General features: G+C 56.6%; 19 protein-coding genes. 6 read left to right on the forward strand and 13 right to left on the reverse strand.

What is annotated here, in order from left to right; all coding sequences use genetic code 11:
* Positions 1–45: 45 nt before the first annotated feature.
* The 4 genes from A3466_RS18455 to A3466_RS18470 are packed head-to-tail and all read right to left on the reverse strand — an operon-like array spanning position 46 to position 4,019.
* Positions 46–1,044, reverse strand: a complete 999-nt coding sequence (locus A3466_RS18455) for a transketolase family protein (protein WP_063451815.1) — start codon at positions 1,042–1,044, stop codon at positions 46–48.
* Positions 1,044–1,889 (reverse strand): transketolase, encoded by an 846-nt coding sequence (locus tag A3466_RS18460; RefSeq protein WP_063451816.1) that lies wholly within the window; start codon positions 1,887–1,889, stop codon positions 1,044–1,046. Before A3466_RS18460 ends, A3466_RS18455 begins: the two co-directional genes overlap by 1 nt.
* A gap of 12 nt (positions 1,890–1,901) precedes the next feature.
* Entirely contained in the window at positions 1,902–2,651 is a 750-nt protein-coding gene (locus tag A3466_RS18465; RefSeq protein WP_063451817.1) for an SDR family NAD(P)-dependent oxidoreductase, read from the reverse strand.
* A gap of 36 nt (positions 2,652–2,687) precedes the next feature.
* Positions 2,688–4,019 (reverse strand): MFS transporter, encoded by a 1,332-nt coding sequence (locus A3466_RS18470; RefSeq protein WP_063451818.1) that lies wholly within the window; start codon positions 4,017–4,019, stop codon positions 2,688–2,690.
* Between the two features lie 216 nt (positions 4,020–4,235).
* Between A3466_RS18470 and A3466_RS18475 the strand changes: the two genes are divergently transcribed.
* Positions 4,236–5,156, forward strand: coding sequence for a LysR substrate-binding domain-containing protein (locus A3466_RS18475; RefSeq protein ID WP_063451819.1), 921 nt, complete (start codon positions 4,236–4,238; stop codon positions 5,154–5,156).
* 18 nt (positions 5,157–5,174) lie between these two features.
* Here A3466_RS18475 and A3466_RS18480 read toward each other — a convergent pair whose 3' ends face one another.
* From A3466_RS18480 to A3466_RS18505, 6 genes are all read right to left on the reverse strand, one after another.
* Positions 5,175–6,554, reverse strand: coding sequence for an amidohydrolase family protein (locus A3466_RS18480; protein WP_063451820.1), 1,380 nt, complete (start codon positions 6,552–6,554; stop codon positions 5,175–5,177).
* A 1-nt stretch (position 6,555) separates the two neighbouring features.
* A complete protein-coding gene (locus tag A3466_RS18485) occupies positions 6,556–7,512 on the reverse strand; it encodes a carbamate kinase family protein (protein WP_063451821.1) in 957 nt (318 codons plus the stop codon).
* Positions 7,509–9,059, reverse strand: a complete 1,551-nt coding sequence (locus A3466_RS18490) for a hypothetical protein (RefSeq protein WP_045260886.1) — start codon at positions 9,057–9,059, stop codon at positions 7,509–7,511. Before A3466_RS18490 ends, A3466_RS18485 begins: the two co-directional genes overlap by 4 nt.
* 11 nt (positions 9,060–9,070) lie before the next feature.
* Positions 9,071–10,486, reverse strand: a complete 1,416-nt coding sequence (locus A3466_RS18495) for a DUF1116 domain-containing protein (RefSeq protein ID WP_063451822.1) — start codon at positions 10,484–10,486, stop codon at positions 9,071–9,073.
* Positions 10,486–12,027 carry an acyl-CoA synthetase FdrA gene (gene fdrA, locus A3466_RS18500; RefSeq protein WP_063451823.1) on the reverse strand — a complete coding sequence of 514 codons (1,542 nt, stop codon included), beginning with the start codon at positions 12,025–12,027 and terminating at the stop codon, positions 10,486–10,488. Before fdrA ends, A3466_RS18495 begins: the two co-directional genes overlap by 1 nt.
* A 105-nt stretch (positions 12,028–12,132) precedes the next feature.
* Positions 12,133–12,738: an ankyrin repeat domain-containing protein gene (locus A3466_RS18505; protein ID WP_063451824.1), complete on the reverse strand. Its 606-nt coding sequence runs from the start codon at positions 12,736–12,738 to the stop codon at positions 12,133–12,135.
* Positions 12,739–13,058: 320 nt separating this feature from the next.
* On the opposite strand from A3466_RS18505, the gene A3466_RS18510 reads away from it, so the two are divergent.
* Positions 13,059–13,988, forward strand: coding sequence for a LysR substrate-binding domain-containing protein (locus tag A3466_RS18510; protein WP_063451825.1), 930 nt, complete (start codon positions 13,059–13,061; stop codon positions 13,986–13,988).
* On the opposite strand, the gene A3466_RS18515 is transcribed toward A3466_RS18510, so the two are convergent.
* On the reverse strand, positions 13,985–14,143 hold the full coding sequence (locus A3466_RS18515) for a YqaE/Pmp3 family membrane protein (protein ID WP_003862203.1): 159 nt from the start codon (positions 14,141–14,143) through the stop codon (positions 13,985–13,987). The two genes, A3466_RS18510 and A3466_RS18515, sit on opposite strands and share 4 nt — an antisense overlap.
* A 178-nt stretch (positions 14,144–14,321) precedes the next feature.
* On the opposite strand from A3466_RS18515, the gene A3466_RS18520 reads away from it, so the two are divergent.
* Entirely contained in the window at positions 14,322–14,840 is a 519-nt protein-coding gene (locus A3466_RS18520; protein WP_063451826.1) for a rhodanese family protein, read from the forward strand.
* Positions 14,841–14,922: 82 nt separating this feature from the next.
* Positions 14,923–15,102 (forward strand): hypothetical protein, encoded by a 180-nt coding sequence (locus tag A3466_RS18525; protein WP_063451827.1) that lies wholly within the window; start codon positions 14,923–14,925, stop codon positions 15,100–15,102.
* A gap of 37 nt (positions 15,103–15,139) precedes the next feature.
* On the opposite strand, the gene stpA is transcribed toward A3466_RS18525, so the two are convergent.
* Entirely contained in the window at positions 15,140–15,544 is a 405-nt protein-coding gene (stpA, locus tag A3466_RS18530; protein WP_063451828.1) for a DNA-binding protein StpA, read from the reverse strand.
* A gap of 495 nt (positions 15,545–16,039) precedes the next feature.
* Here stpA and alaE point away from each other — a divergent pair, with 495 nt between their 5' ends.
* Positions 16,040–16,489, forward strand: coding sequence for an L-alanine exporter AlaE (alaE, locus tag A3466_RS18535; RefSeq protein ID WP_063451829.1), 450 nt, complete (start codon positions 16,040–16,042; stop codon positions 16,487–16,489).
* Between the two features lie 32 nt (positions 16,490–16,521).
* On the opposite strand, the gene A3466_RS18540 is transcribed toward alaE, so the two are convergent.
* Positions 16,522–16,866, reverse strand: coding sequence for a DUF2002 family protein (locus A3466_RS18540; RefSeq protein ID WP_006811693.1), 345 nt, complete (start codon positions 16,864–16,866; stop codon positions 16,522–16,524).
* 159 nt (positions 16,867–17,025) lie between these two features.
* Between A3466_RS18540 and A3466_RS18545 the strand changes: the two genes are divergently transcribed.
* A complete protein-coding gene (locus A3466_RS18545; RefSeq protein ID WP_063451830.1) occupies positions 17,026–17,352 on the forward strand; it encodes a DUF883 domain-containing protein in 327 nt (108 codons plus the stop codon).
* The last annotated feature ends 181 nt before the right edge of the window (positions 17,353–17,533 follow it).

Consider the following 17,533-nt stretch of genomic DNA (forward strand, 5'->3'; position numbering starts at 1 on the left):
GGGTAAAGCCCCCCTCGCCCGTTGGCAACGTATCCGTCTGATAAATCACAGCCTGCGCCGGATTTTCTCCACCATGGCTGTGGTTGAGATCCCGTAGCGGTCATGAAGGGTTGGCAACGCGCCCGCATCAAGGAACGCATCCGGCAGCGCGACGGTATCGAAATCCACGTTCACGCGGTTGCGCATCAACAGCGACGCGACGGCTTCGCACAACCCGCCTACGCTGCTGTGGTTTTCCGCCACAATGACCAGCCGTCCCGGCTTCGCGGCCTGCGCCAGGATCGTCTCTTCGTCCAGCGGCTTAATGGTGGGCGAGTGCAGCACCGCCACGCTGACGTTATCCTTACGCAGTTGCTTCGCCGCTTCCAGCGCACGCATGGTCATCAGGCCTGAGGCGACGATCAGGACATCGCTCCCCTCTTCCAGCAGCGCAGCTTTGCCAAGCTTAAACTGGTAGTTGTACTGGTCGAGCACCACCGGCACCTTGCCGCGCAACAGGCGCATATAGACAGGGCCATCGTGCGCTGCCATCGCCGGCACCGCCTGTTCCGTGTCGATTGCGTCACAGGGATCGATAATCGTCATGCCCGGAATACCGCGCATAATCGCAATATCTTCCGTCGCCTGGTGGCTCGGCCCGTAACCGGTGGTTAGCCCCGGCAGCGCCGCGCAGATCTTCACGTTCAGGTGCTCTTCAGCAATCACCTGATGGATAAAGTCGTAGGCGCGGCGGGTAGCGAAGACGGCATAGGTTGTGGCGAAAGGAATAAAGCCCTCTTTCGCCATGCCGCCCGCGGCCCCCATCAGCAGCTGTTCGGCCATGCCCATCTGGAAGAAGCGTTCCGGGTAGGCCTGGGCAAAGATATGCAGATCGGTGTATTTGGACAGATCCGCCGTCATACCGACGATCTCCGGTCGCTGTTCCGCCAGCTTTACCAGCGCGTGGCCGAACGGTGCGGCGCGCGTCTCCTGGCCCTCTTCCGCGATAGAGGCAATCATCGCCGACGTGGTTAAACGCGGTTTTTTCTCCGTGGTCTGGCTCATTACAGCACTCCTTCAGGTTTGTTGGCATCCAGCACGGCGAGTGCCTTTTGCCACTCGTCAGCATCCACGCGAATAAAATGGTTCTTGTCACGCTTTTCGAGGAACGGCACGCCCTTGCCCATCAGCGTGTCGCACAAAATGACGCGCGGCTGGTTTTCCGGGTAGCGTTTGGCATTATCAAACGCCGTCACCAGCGCAGATACATCGTTGCCGTTCACGCGCTGCACGTACCAGCCGAAGGAGGTCCATTTATCCTCCAGCGGCTCAAAACCGAGGATCGTGTGCGAGTTGCCATCCGCCTGCTGGCGGTTAATGTCCACGAGCACGATCAGGTTCGACAGGCCGTGATGTGCCGCCGACATTGCCGCTTCCCAGGTTGACCCTTCGTCCAGCTCGCCGTCCGACATGGAGTTAACGACCCATGCCGCGCTCTGCTTGTGCTTCAGCCCCAACGCCATGCCAACGCCAATGCTTAAGCCCTGCCCCAGCGAACCGCCGGAGATCTCCATACCTGGCGTGTAGGTTGCCATACCGGACATCGGCAGGCGGCTGTCGTCCGCACCGTAGGTCTCCAGCTCCTCTTCAGGAACGATCCCGGCTTCAATCAGGGCCGCATAACAGGCAATGGCGTAATGGCCGTGGGAGAGCAGAAAACGGTCACGCCCTTCCCACTCCGGCTCGCCCGGCTTAAGGTTCATTCCGTGGGTAAACGCGGTGGCCAGCACATCGGCATAGCCCAGCGCCTGCCCGATGTAGCCCTGCCCCTGCACTTCGCCCATGCGCAGCGCGTAGCGGCGAATGCGCCAGGCCGCGGCGGCAACCTGTTGAACTGTGGTATCCGTCATCGTCGTATCTCCTTAATGGATCAGCATCCCGCCGTTCACGTCGAGCGTGATACCGGTGGAGTAAGAAGAGAGGTCGCTGCCGAGGAACAGCGCGGCACGGGCAATATCCTGCGCGTCTCCGAGGCGGTTAAGCGGAATGCCCGCCAGAATGGACGTTTTCATCTCATCGCTCAGCTTGCCTGCGGTGATGTCCGTCTGGATAAGACCCGGCGTGATGCAGTTTACGCGCACGTTGTCGGGCCCCAGTTCACGCGCCATGGCTTTTGCCAGTCCCAGCACACCCGCTTTTGCAGCGCTGTAGTGTGGGCCGCCGAAGATGCCGCCGCCGCGCTGGGCCGATACCGATGAAATGCAGACGATGCTGCCCGACTTTTGCGCGCGCATAGTGGGAATAACCGCCTGGGACATTAGCAGCGTGCCGCGCAGGCTGACGTCAAGCACCGCATCGTAATTTTCGCGTTTGATATCCATCAGCTTGATCGGCTGAGTAATGCCGGCGTTATTCACCAGAATATCGATGCGCCCGTATTTCCCCAGCACCTGCTCAATGGCGGCATTAACCTGTAATTCATTGCTGACGTTCGCCGCAAGGCCCAGATGTTCGTCGCCCAGGCTCGCGGCGGCAGCCCGGCTGGCTTCAGTGTTTAAATCGATAATCACCACTTTCGCACCCTGTTCGGCATATAATTTCGCCGTAGCGAAACCCAAACCGCGTACGGAAGCCGCGCCGGTAATAACGGCGACTTTATTTTTCAGTAGCATATATTTACTCCATTCGGACAAGAGAGATTTAATGATTTATTTCGGTTCTTCCAGCAGCATAATCATAATTAAGCCAATGGCTGCGCAAATACCGAAATAAATAAACACGGAATGAAAACTACCTGTTTTATCCAGCAGATAACCTGCCAGCATCGGGGAAACAAATCCGCCGAGATTACCGCCGCTGTTGATGATGGACGCGGCAATGGGATAGGTTTTACTGTCCGCAACAGCCATGCCATAAGCTGTAAAAGCGGGCCAGCCAATATTCAGACAGAGACCGACAAAAAATAGTCCGACGCAAACCGCCACGGTGCTTTGCGGAATATTCAGCATAATGACCATCATTAAAACGGTGCTGATGGCGGTAAACATCATGGTCGGTTTACGTCGGCGGCCGAGCAGTTTGTCGGAGACGTAGCCGCCAAAAATCGCACCGATAAATCCACCGATGCACGGCATGCTGGCGACCAGCCCCATGCTCATAAACGTAAAGCCTTTCTCTTTCACCAGATAGAGCGGGATCCATGTCAACAGTCCGTACAGCACGCTGACCATCATAAAATAGGCTACGCAGTCGCCGAGAATATTCTTCGAGGTAAACAGCCCTTTCACCGTGCTTACCGGGGCTAACTCCCGCACGCGGATCAGCCGATCGAGGCGTGCAAAGCCCGGTGAAATCACGATGTTTTCACGTCTGGCGTCCGGCGTCTCCTGACCGGCGGTAATGGTCTCCAGCTCCGCTTTAGAGACGAATGCGCTCTCGGACGGCTTCGTGCGTACCAGCAGATACCACAGGACGGCAATGACCAATCCTGGGATCGCAAAGGAGAAGAAGACCCAGCGCCAGCCCCAGGTCATGGCGATCCACACGGCCAGCGGCGGCACGAGGATGGGCGCGAACATGGTGGCGGCGATGTAGACGCCCGTGGCCGTGGCCTTCTCCTTTGGCGGAAACCAGTTATTGATGGTGGAGGCCAGCCCGACCGGGCACGGCCCCTCTGTTAACCCCAGCCCCAGGCGGATACACTTCAGGCCCAGAACCGAGGTTGCGGTGCCCATCAGCCAGGTAAAGGCAGAGAAGCCGAATATCGACAGTGCCACCATGCCGCGAATTCCCTTTTTGGCAATAAAAAAGCCCGCAGGAATTTGGCTCAGGGCATATCCCAAAAAAAACATGCTGGCGATGGCACCGGCTTCGAAATTATTGATATGAAATTCGTCAATGATAAACGGCAGTACCGCACCAATATTTGTTCGGTCAGCATAGTTAATGGCATAAACAATAAAAATTAATGCCAGCACAACGAAACGGTAATTGGTTTTTTTAGTCTTTATGTAGGGGACAGCTTGTTCTATACGAGACATAACTTACCTCATTATTCGAACACCGTGAGTCGTTTTATTATTGCGTTCAACGTCAATATATCGGCTCACCCATGAAACGCCATTCAATAAAGCTCATTTATTGCTGAGATAAATTTGATTCGCGATACAGCTCAAAAAAAATAACATCGGGATAAAATTGCCCGCTCGCAATCACAATGTTATGTTTTTTATCAATTATCGTGTAAGGAGTAGGCCATGTCCGCGCAGGATCGCCAGACGTTATCGCTGCCCTCGCTCAGAAATTTACAGGCGTTTATCGCCGTTGCTAACGCCCTGAGCATCCATCAGGCGGCGGAACAGCTCAACGTCACGCCTTCGGCGGTAAGCCACCAGATCGCGTCGCTGGAATCGTGGCTGGGCAAGAAATTATTTATCCGCAGCGGCAAAGGGGTTCAACTCACCCCGACGGGAGAAAAATATTTGCGGGAGGTCTCGGCGGCGATGAGCGCCATTGGGCGCGCCACCGATCAGATCGTGAAAGAAAAAGACAATGCTGTGCTTCGCGTGCACTCTTCCCCTACCTTCGGACTGTCATGGCTGTTGCGCCGTCTGGGCAGATTCCGCGCCGAATATCCTGATATCACCATCAATCTCACCTGCTCCTATGAGAACCAGCAGTTCGCCAGAGATAATATTGACATTGATATCCGTCATGGTATTCCGGACTGGGATGCTTACCGGGTGATGACAATTAAAAACGACACGCTGGTAGTATTGGCCTCGCCGGGCTATGCAGAAGAGCATCCCATCAGCACGCCCGCCGATCTGCTGCAACAGTCGCTTATCTCCTCCACCAGCACTCTGGTGAACTGGGAAAAATGGTTCGCCTGGCACAATATCGACAGGCCCTGGCTCAATTTCAGCCTCAGCTTCGACCGATCCTACATGAGCTTTGAAGCGGCGCGCATGGGGCTGGGGTTTATTCTGGAGAGCAAAATGATGGCTACCGATCACCTGAAGGATGGCTCGCTGGTACAGGTGCTGCCGGATGAGATGGGAATCGCCATTAACGCGCATCATCTGGTGATGCCGCACATGAACGAACGCGCGTGGAAGATCCAGCAGTTCGTCGAGTGGATTGATCGGGAGTTGCGATTGTCGGGGTATCACCTGTAGCGATACCCCATCGTGGCGTCAGGCGACCGTGCCCCAGACGAGGTTCCCCTTGTGGAACGTCGCGGTGCGCGGAGAAATGCGCGCCACCGCCTCGGCGGAACAGGAGGCGTCCACCAGCACAAAGCTGGCGTCGTCCTGCGCTTTCGGCCATACGCGTTCACCTTTATCGTTAAGCGGCAGCACGTCGCCGGTGGCGATGCCGAGCGCGCGGGAGAGCGTCTGCTCGTTCGGGCGAATATAGAGCTGGGCGTACAGATTGGCTTTCTCCAGCATGTCACCCAGACCGTACGGCGACCAGTGGTCGATCACGCTGTCGGTGCCGGTCATAACAAACACGCCCTTTTCCCGCAGCTGCTTCAGCGGCATGTGCAGGGTGCCAATCGGCACGGTGGAGGCGATGGTCACCTGCTGCACCGCCATGCGGGTGGCAATCTCATCCACCTGCTGCTCGTTGAGCGTCGCCAGCGCGAAGGCGTGGCTGATGGTCAGCTTCCCCTTCAGCTCCGGTGTTTTCTCCACGGTTTCCACCATGTAGTTCACCGCTGCCACGCCCGCCGGGCTGGTTTCATGGAGGTGAATATCCACCCCTTTGTCGTAATCCAGCGCAATCTGGAACATGGTATCGAGCGATTTCTCCATCGCGCCGTCAACGCTGGTTGGGTCCAGCCCGCCCACGTAGTGCGCCCCGGCCTGCATTGCCTCGCGCATCAGCTTTTCAGCGTTGGAGAGCAGCAGGCCGTGCTGCGGGAAGGCAACGATTTCGCAGTCAAAACCTGCGCTGCGGCGCGCCAGCACCGCCTGCAAATTTTCCAGGTTTTTCAGGCCGGAAACCGGCTCAATATTGCAGTGGCTGCGGGCAATCGTGGATCCTTTCGACTGGATCAGGTCGATCAGCTTTTCCGCGCGCGCCTGGGTGTAAGGCTGTAATTCCGGCAGCAGCGTCTGCTCCAGGCGGATCATGTCCTGAATGGTGGTGCCCGCCGGACGGTTCAGGGAGCGCCACGGGCCGCCGTAGAAGGTTTTATCCAGGTGAATGTGCATGTCGCGCATCGCCGGAAGCATCAGCTTTTTACCCGCGTCGTAGTGCGGCAGCGCGGCGTCGGCGTGGCTGTTGTTATCATGCAGGGCGACGATTTTACCGTCTTTAATCTCCAGCGTTTTCAGCTCGGTGCGGGTGCCTGTCGCCACGCTGCCATCGAAATTAAACCCGGCTTCAAGCAGCACGTTGTCCAGATAGTAATGTTTCGCGGTGATCTTCATCGGTTTACCGGTCTCGCAGAGTGGCTTTGCAGAGTCGGCAGCATACGCGACGGAGCCAGTGGCGCCAAACAGCGCGCAGGCGGTGACCATTTTGCCGCTCTGGCTGATAAACTCGCGGCGGCTTTTGTTTTCACTCATCTTATCTTCCTTCATTAACAATGTGGGTACCCGTTTCACCGCGCAGCGCCGCGGGCAGGCGGTCCGGCGAGGTGATGATCACGCGCCTGCCGCCGTGGCGTAAAAATGCCAGCGAGGCGACGATTTTGGGCAGCATGCTGCCCGCCGGGAAGTGGCCTTCGTCCATGTAGCGCGTCATCTGCGCTACATTGACGGTATCCAGCGCCTGCTGGTCTGGCTTGCCGAAGTTAACGCAGACTTTCTCCACGCCGGTGGTTATCACCAGCACGTCAGCGCAAATCTCACGGGCCAGCAGCGCGGTGGAGAGATCTTTATCGATAACCGCATCCACGCTCTGATAATCCCCCTGCTCGCTGCGCACCACGGGAATGCCTCCGCCGCCCGCGCCGATGACCACAAAACCTTTCTGCGTTAGCGCCTTAATCGCATCCGCCTCGACGATGCGCAGCGGCTGGGGCGAGGCCACCACGCGGCGATAGCCCCGGCCTGAATCCTCGACAAAATGCCAGTCCGGGTGCGCGAGCTGTAGCTCGTCGCGCTGCGCCTCGCTGAAGAACGCGCCGATCGGTTTTGTCGGGTACGTAAAGCCGGGATCGTTTTTATCCACCTCCACCTGAGTGACGACCGTGACCGCCTTTTGCTCCCCGTGCGCCGCCAGGCGGTTGTTGAGCGCCTGTTGGATCAGGTAGCCGATGCCGCCCTGGGTATCCGCCACGCAGTTTGCCAGCGGGGTCAGCGGCAGCCCTTCCCGCTCGTGAGCGATCTCGGCGCGGCGCAGATCCAGCCCCACCTGCGGGCCGTTGCCGTGGGTGAGGACGATGTCATAGTCGGAGGCCAGCATTTCGAGCACCGACTCGGCCACCGCTTTGACCGCCTGCGCCTGATGTTCAACCGACTGGCTGGCGTTGTCTTTGATAATGCTGTTGCCGCCGATGGCGACGACCATTAGCTCTTTCATACGTTTTCCTTCGCAACAGTAACTTCAGCGCTCGCAACTTCTCGGCTGTCGAGGAAATGCTTCACCACAAACATGCCGCCCATCATCAGGTAGGCCGTGACGAACATCAGGGAACTGCCCTCGGCAAATCCCACCACTGGCGCGTGGATCACGCCAAACAGCGCCAGCAGCGCGCCTCCTGCGGCGGCGACGGCCCCGCGCAGCGGTTTGTTGATGATGGCGAAGATAGCGATACAGCCCCAGAGCATGCTGGCGAGCGGCGCACCGTTGCCGAGGTGCATCAGCCCCTCGTAGTAGATCCCTTTGCTGTGCAGCACGTCGGTGCCAATTTTCGCCGCGCTGGTTCCCGCCGCGCTCATCACGCTGTTCATCATGGTCAGCGCCCAGTTAGCGATCCACGGGAACAGGCAGATAAAGATGACGGGCACCTCCACTTTGGGCGTTTCCCGCACCACCTGGTTGGCGGTGACAACGCCGATAAACACCAGAATCGGCACGATAGCGGTCATCGGTATGATGGCGAGCATAAAGGCCCCCAGCCCGAACAGCGGCACGATGAACATGGTCACGCCGGACGCCAGCGTGTAGCCGATGCTCGCCCCCATCGCCTTCCAGCCGGGATGGCCCACGTAGACCGTGACCGGGAACGGGTTGCCCATCAGGCAGCCAAGCATGGAAGCCAGGCCGTTTGCCAGCATTACCTTGCGGGTCGGGTACTCATCCCCCGCCGCGTGGGCGCTTTCGATGTTCTCCAGGTCAAAGATGTAGTTCGCCAGCCCCAGCGGTACGGCGGACGCCAGATAAGGCAGCGCGTGCGGCAGGCCCTGCATAAAGCTGTCCACGTGCACTTCCGGCGGGTTAAAGCCGAAGGATGACATGGACGCCTTAATGGCATCCGGGCTTTGCAGTCCGGAAATCCACGCCAGCGCCGTTCCGGCAATCAGCAGCAGCAGGCCGGTCGGGATTTTGGCGAAAATCGGCTTTTTACCGAACCAGTTAATGAAGATCAGCAGCAGAACGATGAACGACACGGTGGGCGCTTCGAACGCCTGCAACATCGGATTCATCGCCAGCAGCAGCAGGCCAAGACCGGACAGGCACGACAGCAGCACGGTACGCGGGATCATCTTGCGGATGGTCTCACCCAGGAACGAGCCGCCCGCGAGGATCATCGCTTCCACGAAGCACCACACCAGGCCAATCTGAATCGCGAAATCCGCATCCCCGGTTTGCTGGTAGACGGGCATCAGGACCAGGAAGGTCACGGTAAAAATCGAGGGTGCGCTCGGGCCGGACGGCAGCGCGGTGACGTCCGTACGTCCGGTGGCGCGCGCCATTTGCAGACCAAACCATGTGTAGCATAAGCTCGCTACCAGCACCGCCAGCCCGAAGGCCGGCGCGATGCGTCCATAAACAATCTCCTTCGGGATGCCGACGACAAAAATGAGCAACCCCATCATGGTCAGCAAATTGGTCAGGTTGTTGGTCATCAACCCGAAATAGGCCGCCCAGTCACCTCTTTTCCACTCCAGTTTCATGTTTTTCATGGATGCATACCTTATAGAACGTAGCGATCGCGGAAGGTCAACAGCGCCTTTTCAAAACAGCTAAACGGCGGGTGAACGATGCCCGCCCCAATCATGCCGATGCCCGCGTCCTTGTGGGCTATGGCGGTGTTGATCACCGGCAGAATGCCGCTGCCCGCCACTCTGGTGATGTCGATGGCGGTTGGAATGCCCATAAACGACAGCAGCGGAATGGTGACGTTCGGGTTCTCGCCGAGGGTGATTTCGCGCATCTGGCGCGAGAAGTCGATGGCTTCCTCCACCGTGCCGCCCACCAGCGCAACGATGGCCGGTGCCGTCGCCATCGCAAAGCCGCCGATGCCGTAGGTTTCGGTGATGGCGCTGTCGCCAATGTCCAGCCCGGAGTCTTCCGGCTTGTAGCCTGCGAACATCGGACCAATCACCTGCTGCGCCGGGCCGGTAAACCACTGCCCCGGCAGGCCGGAAACGCGCAGGCCGAACTCGTAGCCGTTGCGCGCCATGGTGGTCACGACGGTGCTGTATTCAATGCCGTGGGCGGCATCCAGCGCGGCTTTACACATCGCCATCCACGTCGGGCCGGAGAAGTAGTCGCTGCTGGCGACAAACTCGAACACCTCACGCTGCTGCTCCACCGGGTAGCCCGCCTGAATCAGCCCCGGCGTCAGGGCCTGGATCAGCAGCGTGGTGCCGGCGTTGTTGCGGTTATGGCACTCGTCACCCATGTGCAGCGCCTGGGCCAGCATCAGGCGCAGGTCGATTTCGCCGATAATGTTCATCGCATCGCGCAGCATCGGGCCGAGCACGTCGCGCATCCAGTTCAGGCGGTCGATCACGCTCTGGTCGTTAGCCCCCATGCGCAGGATCTTCGCCATCTGCTCGCTGAGGTTGGTGAACGCCCGGTTGCCGTAGGTTTTGTTCTCAACGATGTGCATAAACATCGACGCGGAGGTGACGCCCGCCATGGAGCCCACGCAGTCGTGCTCGTGGCACGGCGAGAAGGTAATGTCGCCTGAAGCCGCCAGCCTTGCCGCGTCCTCCAGATCCGTCGCCAGCCCTTCAAACACCAGCGCACCGGTAACCGCGCCCTTCATCGCCCCGCACATGTTTTCCCAGGAAACCGGCGGACCGGCGTGCAGAATGGTGGTGCGGGTCATGCCCGGCACCACGTTAATCGCCTGGTCATAGCCCACCAGCACCGGATGGGACTGGATGATGCGCTCAAGGGCAATGTGGTTCGCGGCGGCGATCTTTTCCGCCAGCGGTTTTTCCGCCAGCTGGTCGAGCGCCTCCACCACCTGCATGTTGCCCTGCCCCGGCGGCGTCCAGTCGAGCTGGGTCACGGGAACGTGCTGCTTTTTGAGGTCTTCGCTGAACATCGCAATGCCGACGTTAATGACGTTAAGCGGCTGGTTGAATAAAGTGGTCATTATGCTTTCTCCCCTTTGCAGACAAATTCGCGTGCCAGTAATCCGGTGTTGGTGCTGCTGCTGGCCCAGATGACGCCTGCGTCGGTCAGCCGCTGGCACTGCTGCGCCAGCGACTGCGGATCCTGGTCGGTGCCAAGCACGTAGCCGAGAATTTCCAGCGGACGGTTATCGGCCTTCGCGATCGCCTGTGCCTCTTTGATCGCCTCGATCATCACCCCCACCGGATCCTCGTGCGCGCCGAAGCCGAGCACGAAGTCCATCACAATGACGCCCACCTGCGGATCGCGCGCCTCCTGTAGCAGGCGGCTGATGCGGTTGGTCGGGTCGATCATCGGGTGCGGCTTGCCGTTGGTGAAGTCGTCGTCACCGAAGTCAAGGAAGGTGTGGGCCTGGCTGACGCTAATGTCCTTCAGGCGCTTAGCCGGATCCGGCTGGATGTTGCTCCAGACATCGTCGAATTTCTCCAGCGCGGCGAACATCGCTTCGTCGCACAGGGTGCCGCCGCAGAACAGGCCGCGAATGTACTTTTGCTGCGGCGTCAGGCGGGCGCGCACCTCTTCAATCAGCGGCCAGTTGAGTGGGTGTAAATCCAGGGCCTCTTTTTTAATGCCGGTAAGCAGCACCGCTTTCAGCGCCGCCTCTTTGGTGCCGCGCGCAAACTGCAAGCCGTCTTCGTCGGTGGGCGGGTCGTTACGGCCAAGGAAACAGACGATCACGGGCTTGCGGCAGGCACGCGCACGGGCCAGCACTTTCCCGGCCACCGCGGGTGCAGGCGGCTTGGAGATGAGCGCAATCACCTGGGTGTCCTCATCCGCCTCAAGCATGTCAATGGCGTCGAGCATCATGAGACCGCCGATTTTCTCGCTGAGATCGCGTCCGCCGGTGCCGATCAGCTGCGACACGCCGCCGCCGAACTCGTGAATGCGCACGCTCAGCTCCTGGCTGCCGGTGCCGGAGGCGCCAACAATCCCAATCGGCCCGCGACGTACCGCGTTGGCGAAGCACAGCCCCGCACCGTTGATGATGGCGGTCCCGCAGTCTGGCCCCATCATCAGCAGCCCTTTCTCATGCGCCAGCTGCTTCAGCGCCAGTTCGTCGTCCAGCGACACGTTATCGGAAAAGAGCATGACGTTAAGATCGTTTTCCAGCGCCTGACGCGCTTCGCGGGCGGCAAAGGTGCCGTTGACGGAAATGACCGCCAGGTTGCTGTCCGGGCGATGGGTTTTGGCGCTGGCAATCGTCGCGTAGCGTGCTTCGTGGTCGCCGCTGCTCGCTTTGCGGGTAAATAAGGCTTCTATTTCCGCCAGCGTTTCATCATTCGCCGCGTCGCCTTTAATCACGATCATCAGGTCGCCATTTTTAGCTTCTGCTAATTCCGGCGTGAGCAGCCCGAGATTTTTCAGAACGCCTTTATTCATTTCCGTCGCCATCGCCACAAATGCCTGTTCGACGCCCGGCAGTTTATTGGCTTTGGTGGAAACCGACATTAAGGAAACCGAATCAAAATACGTGTTCTTTTTTATGACGATTTTGGTTGGCATTATTTTCACCTGTTTAAGATAAAAGGGGGCCGCCGTCGCGCAGAATGCACGTCGGTAAAAAACTTTTTGAATTAACGGCCAGCCGGAAAAGGCTGGCCAATTGCGCTATGCGCCTGCCGCCAGCAGCAGGTCTGCTATCGCGTTGAAGCCTTTTTCCCGCGCCAGTTCGAGCGGGGTTTTGCCGTATTTATCGGTCATGTGCGGATTCGCGCCGTGATCCAGCAGCAGCTTCACAATTTCCTGCTGCTTTGCGCCGCCGTCGTTTAACACGATGGCTTCAAGCAGCGGCGTCCAGCCGACAAAGTTGGTGTGGTTGACGTTAATATCGGTTTTTTCCAGCAGCTCGCGCACGATTTCAACGTGCCCTTTTTCACTGGCAGGGGTTATACCCACGCCGCCAAAACGCGTCAGACGGTCGAGATCCGGCTCCGCCGGAAGAACAATGCGCAGCAGGGTTACATCATTGGTCAGGCAGCTAATCAGGAAGGGGTTAAAGCAGGTCTGGTCCTGTTTATCAATATCCGCCCCGGCGGCAATTAAAAATTCCACGCAGGCGTAATGCTTTTTGAGGCTGGCAATAATAATGGCGGTTCTTTTCTGGCGGTTGGTCGCGTTAATATCCACGCCTTTCTTCAGGCAGGCTTTTAGCGCATCGATATTGCCCTCTTCTGCCGCCAGCAGAAATTCTGTAACCAGTGCAGTTGCAGACATATTAAGACTCCCTATGTGTCACTTCTGATGACCTGAGAATAGCAACAGGCTGTTCATAAAAGAATCCGCTTAAAAATGATTCATCGACACGCAATTCATTGTTGAGTTAAATTCAACGGTCAGGCAAAAACGTGCGTCTGTGCAACCTTTTTCTTATGTTTTACCGCGTTCAGGCACCTCAGGCTGCATTATCCTTATGGCTGAAAAAGCCTTACCCGACGAGGGGCTACGTAAAAAACCAGAACTGTGACCGGCATCAAATTTGGTGTAACGTCGTTGTTAAAATATGTTCAAAACTGATGGTCACCCGGAGCCATAATATGAATTCCATCTTTACCGAAGAGAATTTGCTGGCCTTCACCACCGCGGCGCGTTTTGGCAGTTTTAGCAAAGCTGCTGCCGAGCTGGGCGTGACCACCTCCGCCATCAGCTACACCATTAAACGCATGGAGACCGGGCTGGACGTGGTGCTGTTTGTACGCAACACGCGCAGCATTGAGCTGACCGAATCCGGCTTTTACTTTTATCGTAAAGCGACCGACCTGCTGAATGACTTTCACGCCATCAAGCGCGGGATTGATACCATTTCGCAGGGCATTGAGACGCGGGTGCGCATCTGCATTAATCAGCTTTTGTATACGCCACGCCATACCGCGCGTTTGCTCCAGGTGCTGAAAAAACAGTTTCCCACCTGCCAGATCACGGTGACGACCGAGGTGTACAACGGCGTCTGGGATTCCATCATTAATAATCAGGCCAACATTGCCATTGGCGCGCCGGATACGCTGCTGGACGGCGGCGGCATTGATTACACCGAAATAGGGGCGATCCGCTGGGTATTTGCCATCGCCCCGACGCATCCGCTGGCATTCGCCCCGGAGCCCATTTCCGAAAGTCAGCTGCGTCTGTATCCCAATATCATGGTCGAGGACACTGCGCACACCATCAACAAGAAGGTCGGCTGGCTGCTTCACGGCCAGGAGGCGATTCTGGTACCGGACTTCAACACCAAATGTCAGTGTCAGATCCTGGGGGAAGGTATTGGATTTTTACCGGAGTATATGACGCGGGAGGCGGTAGAGGACGGGCTGCTGGTGACGCGGCGAATCAATAATCCGCGCCAGGACTCGCGCATGCTGCTCGCCACGCAGCATGCGGCGACCGGTCAGGTCACGCGCTGGATCAAACAGCAGTTTGGCCCCGAGGGCGCGCTGACCCGGATCTACAGTGACTTACTGCGGCGTATTTAGCTTTTCGTCTGAACCCAAAACGCGTGGATAAGGCCCGGGAAGTAACCCAGGATGGTCAGAAGGATGTTCAGGATAAACGCCCAGCCCAGTCCCTTGCCAAGCAGCACGCCCAGCGGCGGGAGAATAATCGTAAAAACAACACGCCAAAAACCCATAAAAACTCCGTGCAAGCTAACCAATTGAAAAGTATAAAAGACACAACTCTAAGCGTAGCCAGTTTACGGGTAACTGCCATTCGGCACTCGCGCTTTTACCTGCCTTTACCCTCTTTACACTGGCTTAAACCTTGCCTTAAATGCTCTACTGTTCTGAAAATGACCGTAAGGAAACACAATGTCTCTTCCCCTTATTACGCCCCGACAGGCAAGCGCGCTGGTTGCAGAGGGCGCTAAACTCATCGATATTCGCGACGCCGACGAATTTGCCCGCGAGCATATTCCGGCGGCGCACTCCATCCCGCTGGATTCGTTACCCGGCGGCCTAAACCCAGCGCCGGGAGAAACGGTGATTTTTCACTGTCAGTCCGGCGCACGAACCTCAAACAATGCCGCTCGTCTTGCCCGGGCAGCGTCCCCTGCAAACGCCTTTGTGGTTGAGGGGGGTATTCAGGGCTGGAAGCAGGCCGGGCTGCTGACCGTTGAAGACAGATCGCAACCCCTTCCGCTGATGCGTCAGGTGCAGATCGCCGCCGGGCTGCTGATCCTCTGCGGCGTGGTGCTGGGCTACAGCGTCTCCAGCGCCTTTTTCCTGCTCTGCGGTTTTGTAGGCGCCGGGCTGCTGTTTGCCGGTGTGACGGGTTTTTGCGGCATGGCGCGACTGCTGAAAGTGCTGCCGTGGAACCGGCGTACCTGATAAGGGATATCTGAAAGATTAGACTGTACCCCGCCCCCGGACGTGGGCTATGGTGAAGATCATAACAACGTTAGGAGGTGCTATGTTTTCTGTCGGCGATTATGTTCAACCGCGTCAGGGCGGTCCAAAACTGAAAGTACTCGAAGTGAATGGTGAAAATATTGTGGCCGTACAGGCCAGCAATGAGCAGGGCGAGAAATATAACCTGAAAGCGGCGGACGTGGTTCTGTACTCCGAAGAAGGTGACTTTGGCGTCTGCTGAGTCAATAACCGGGCGGAATACACCGCCCGAATTTTCATCAGATCAGGAAATCGTCCAGAGATTTACCGTTTGCCAGCGCATTCGCAATGGGCTTTGGCGTACGTCCCTGACCGGTCCACGTTTTCTCTTCACCGTTCGCATCGATGAAACGATATTTCGCCGCACGCGCTTTACGTTTTTTAGCCGGCTGGCCCGCATGAGCCAGATCACCGCCTAACAGTTCGCTCGGGGAAATACCGTCAGCCTTCATCAGTTCCAGCAGAGCATTAATTTTTTCCTGCTGCTCAGCGCGTTGACGCTCTAATTCAGCCTGCTCGTTGCGTTTTTCTTCCGTGATCATCCGGACTTTTTCCAGCATTTCTTCCAGAACATCCATGGATAATTCACGCGCCAGCGCCCGGAGCGTACGGATATTATTAAGATTCTGTAACGTTAAAGCCATAATAATGAGAAACCTTTCTTCTTGTGTATAACATAAATCAGGCAACAGAATAATTGATTTTTGTTCTGATATCTACCCATCCTGTCGTTTTGACATTATTGTAAATGTTTTAGAATATCCCGTTAATATAACCCGGAATAATCGTCAGCTTTAATGGGTAATATACCGTCCTGCACCTGGTCAAAAACGCCTGTTTAAAACCGTTCAAAAAACCGCCCTTAAATGCTCGTACAACAAACGTTTCACGCGTGCTCAGGTTAGCTAATGGATTGATTTCTTTTAACAAAAGCGTTGATGGGAAAGAAAATAACGAAGCGCGCAAAAAACAAACGACTTTAGAGAATTTTATGGACAAAGTGCCACTAAATAAAGATTAATCACTACTTGTTAGTTAAAAGCCAGAGAGATACGCTATACACTCAAAACAAACCAACCTAAAGCACTAAACGCCGCAGGTAAAACGCCACTTTTTTGTCCTGTTCGAGGAGTTCAGACATGTTCTCACCGCAGTCTCGCCTGCGCCATGCGGTAGCGGATACTTTCGCGATGGTCGTTTACTGTTCCGTCGTGAACATGCTGATTGAAATTTTTCTGTCGGGAATGTCCTTTGAGCAGTCCCTCTCGTCGCGCCTGGTGGCCATTCCGGTGAATATTATGATCGCCTGGCCGTACGGACTGTATCGCGATGCGGTGATGCGTTATGCCCGGCGTATTAGCCCGGTAGGTTGGGTAAAAAACCTGGCTGACGTGCTGGCTTATGTAACGTTCCAGTCCCCGGTGTATGTGGTTATTTTGCTGACGGTGGGCGCAGACTGGCATCAAATCGCCGCTGCGGTAAGTTCGAATATCGTGGTATCAATGCTGATGGGTGCGGTGTACGGTTACTTTCTTGACTACTGCCGTCGCCTGTTTAAAGTCAGCCCCTATAGCCAGGCCAAAGCGTAAGGTGAGGCGACTGGCACATGCCAGTCGCAGTGTTATTGTACGTCGCCAAACAGCCCTTTCAGGAATCGCTCAAGCGCCATACGCGAGCTGAAACCGTGCGGAATACCATAATGTTCATGCGTCTCGCCGCCTAAATAGAGCGGAAATTGCTGATAATGATCGCAGGTTTTAATATCCGAGGCGGGCTCAGCAAATGACAGGCTTCTGTCTTTCAGTGTCGGGTGAATAATGAGAGCAGTACGCCCCATTCTTGCTTCACGGTTAACGTAAACATAATTCTCGCCACGGCGATATCCGTACGCTTTTGATGTTACCTCATCCATGGTGAACCCTTCTTTTTCAAGAACGCGCGCCACCTCATCGGGTCGTAAATACATATCTCTTCCTCATTATCATACCTGCCGGGCAACCTTACAGTATTCAGCATTAGCAGGGCTTTCAGAATATTCCATAAACTGCCCGATAAGCCGTGACTGGCTTCAGATATTAAATTTCTGAACTAAACTAAACGGGAACACAAAATTATGGAGGATCGTATGTTTAACAGACCGAACCGAAACGATATTAACGCCGACACCCAGGATATTCGTAATGATGTCAGCCAATTAGCGGATACGCTGGAAGCGGTGCTGAAATCCTGGGGCTCTGATGCGAAGGATGAAACAGATGCCGCGAAACGTAAGGCTCAGTCTCTGCTGCGTGAAACGCGCGCAAGGATGAATGGCCGCTCACGTACCACCCAGGCGGCCTGCGACATGGCCAGCTGCGCCACCACCTTCGTACGTGAAAAACCGCTGTGTACCCTGGGAACGGTCGCGGCAGTCGGCATTTTTGTCGGCGCCCTGCTTAGCCTGCGTAAATAAGCGCGAGTTCTTAGCCCCGGTTGCCCCTGGCGCCGGGGCTTTTCTTTGCCGGAAAGCCTGAAAAACATGCACAGCCCGCCCTGCCCCGCCGGGCTCATCATTAGGGCCTTATCAATCTAAATTTCCCATATCTTGTGTGGTTGAAACTTATCGCAACTACATCTAGTATCCCCCTTTAGAC

Source organism: Enterobacter genomosp. S, from assembly GCF_001631805.1.
GTDB lineage: Bacteria > Pseudomonadota > Gammaproteobacteria > Enterobacterales > Enterobacteriaceae > Enterobacter > Enterobacter quasihormaechei.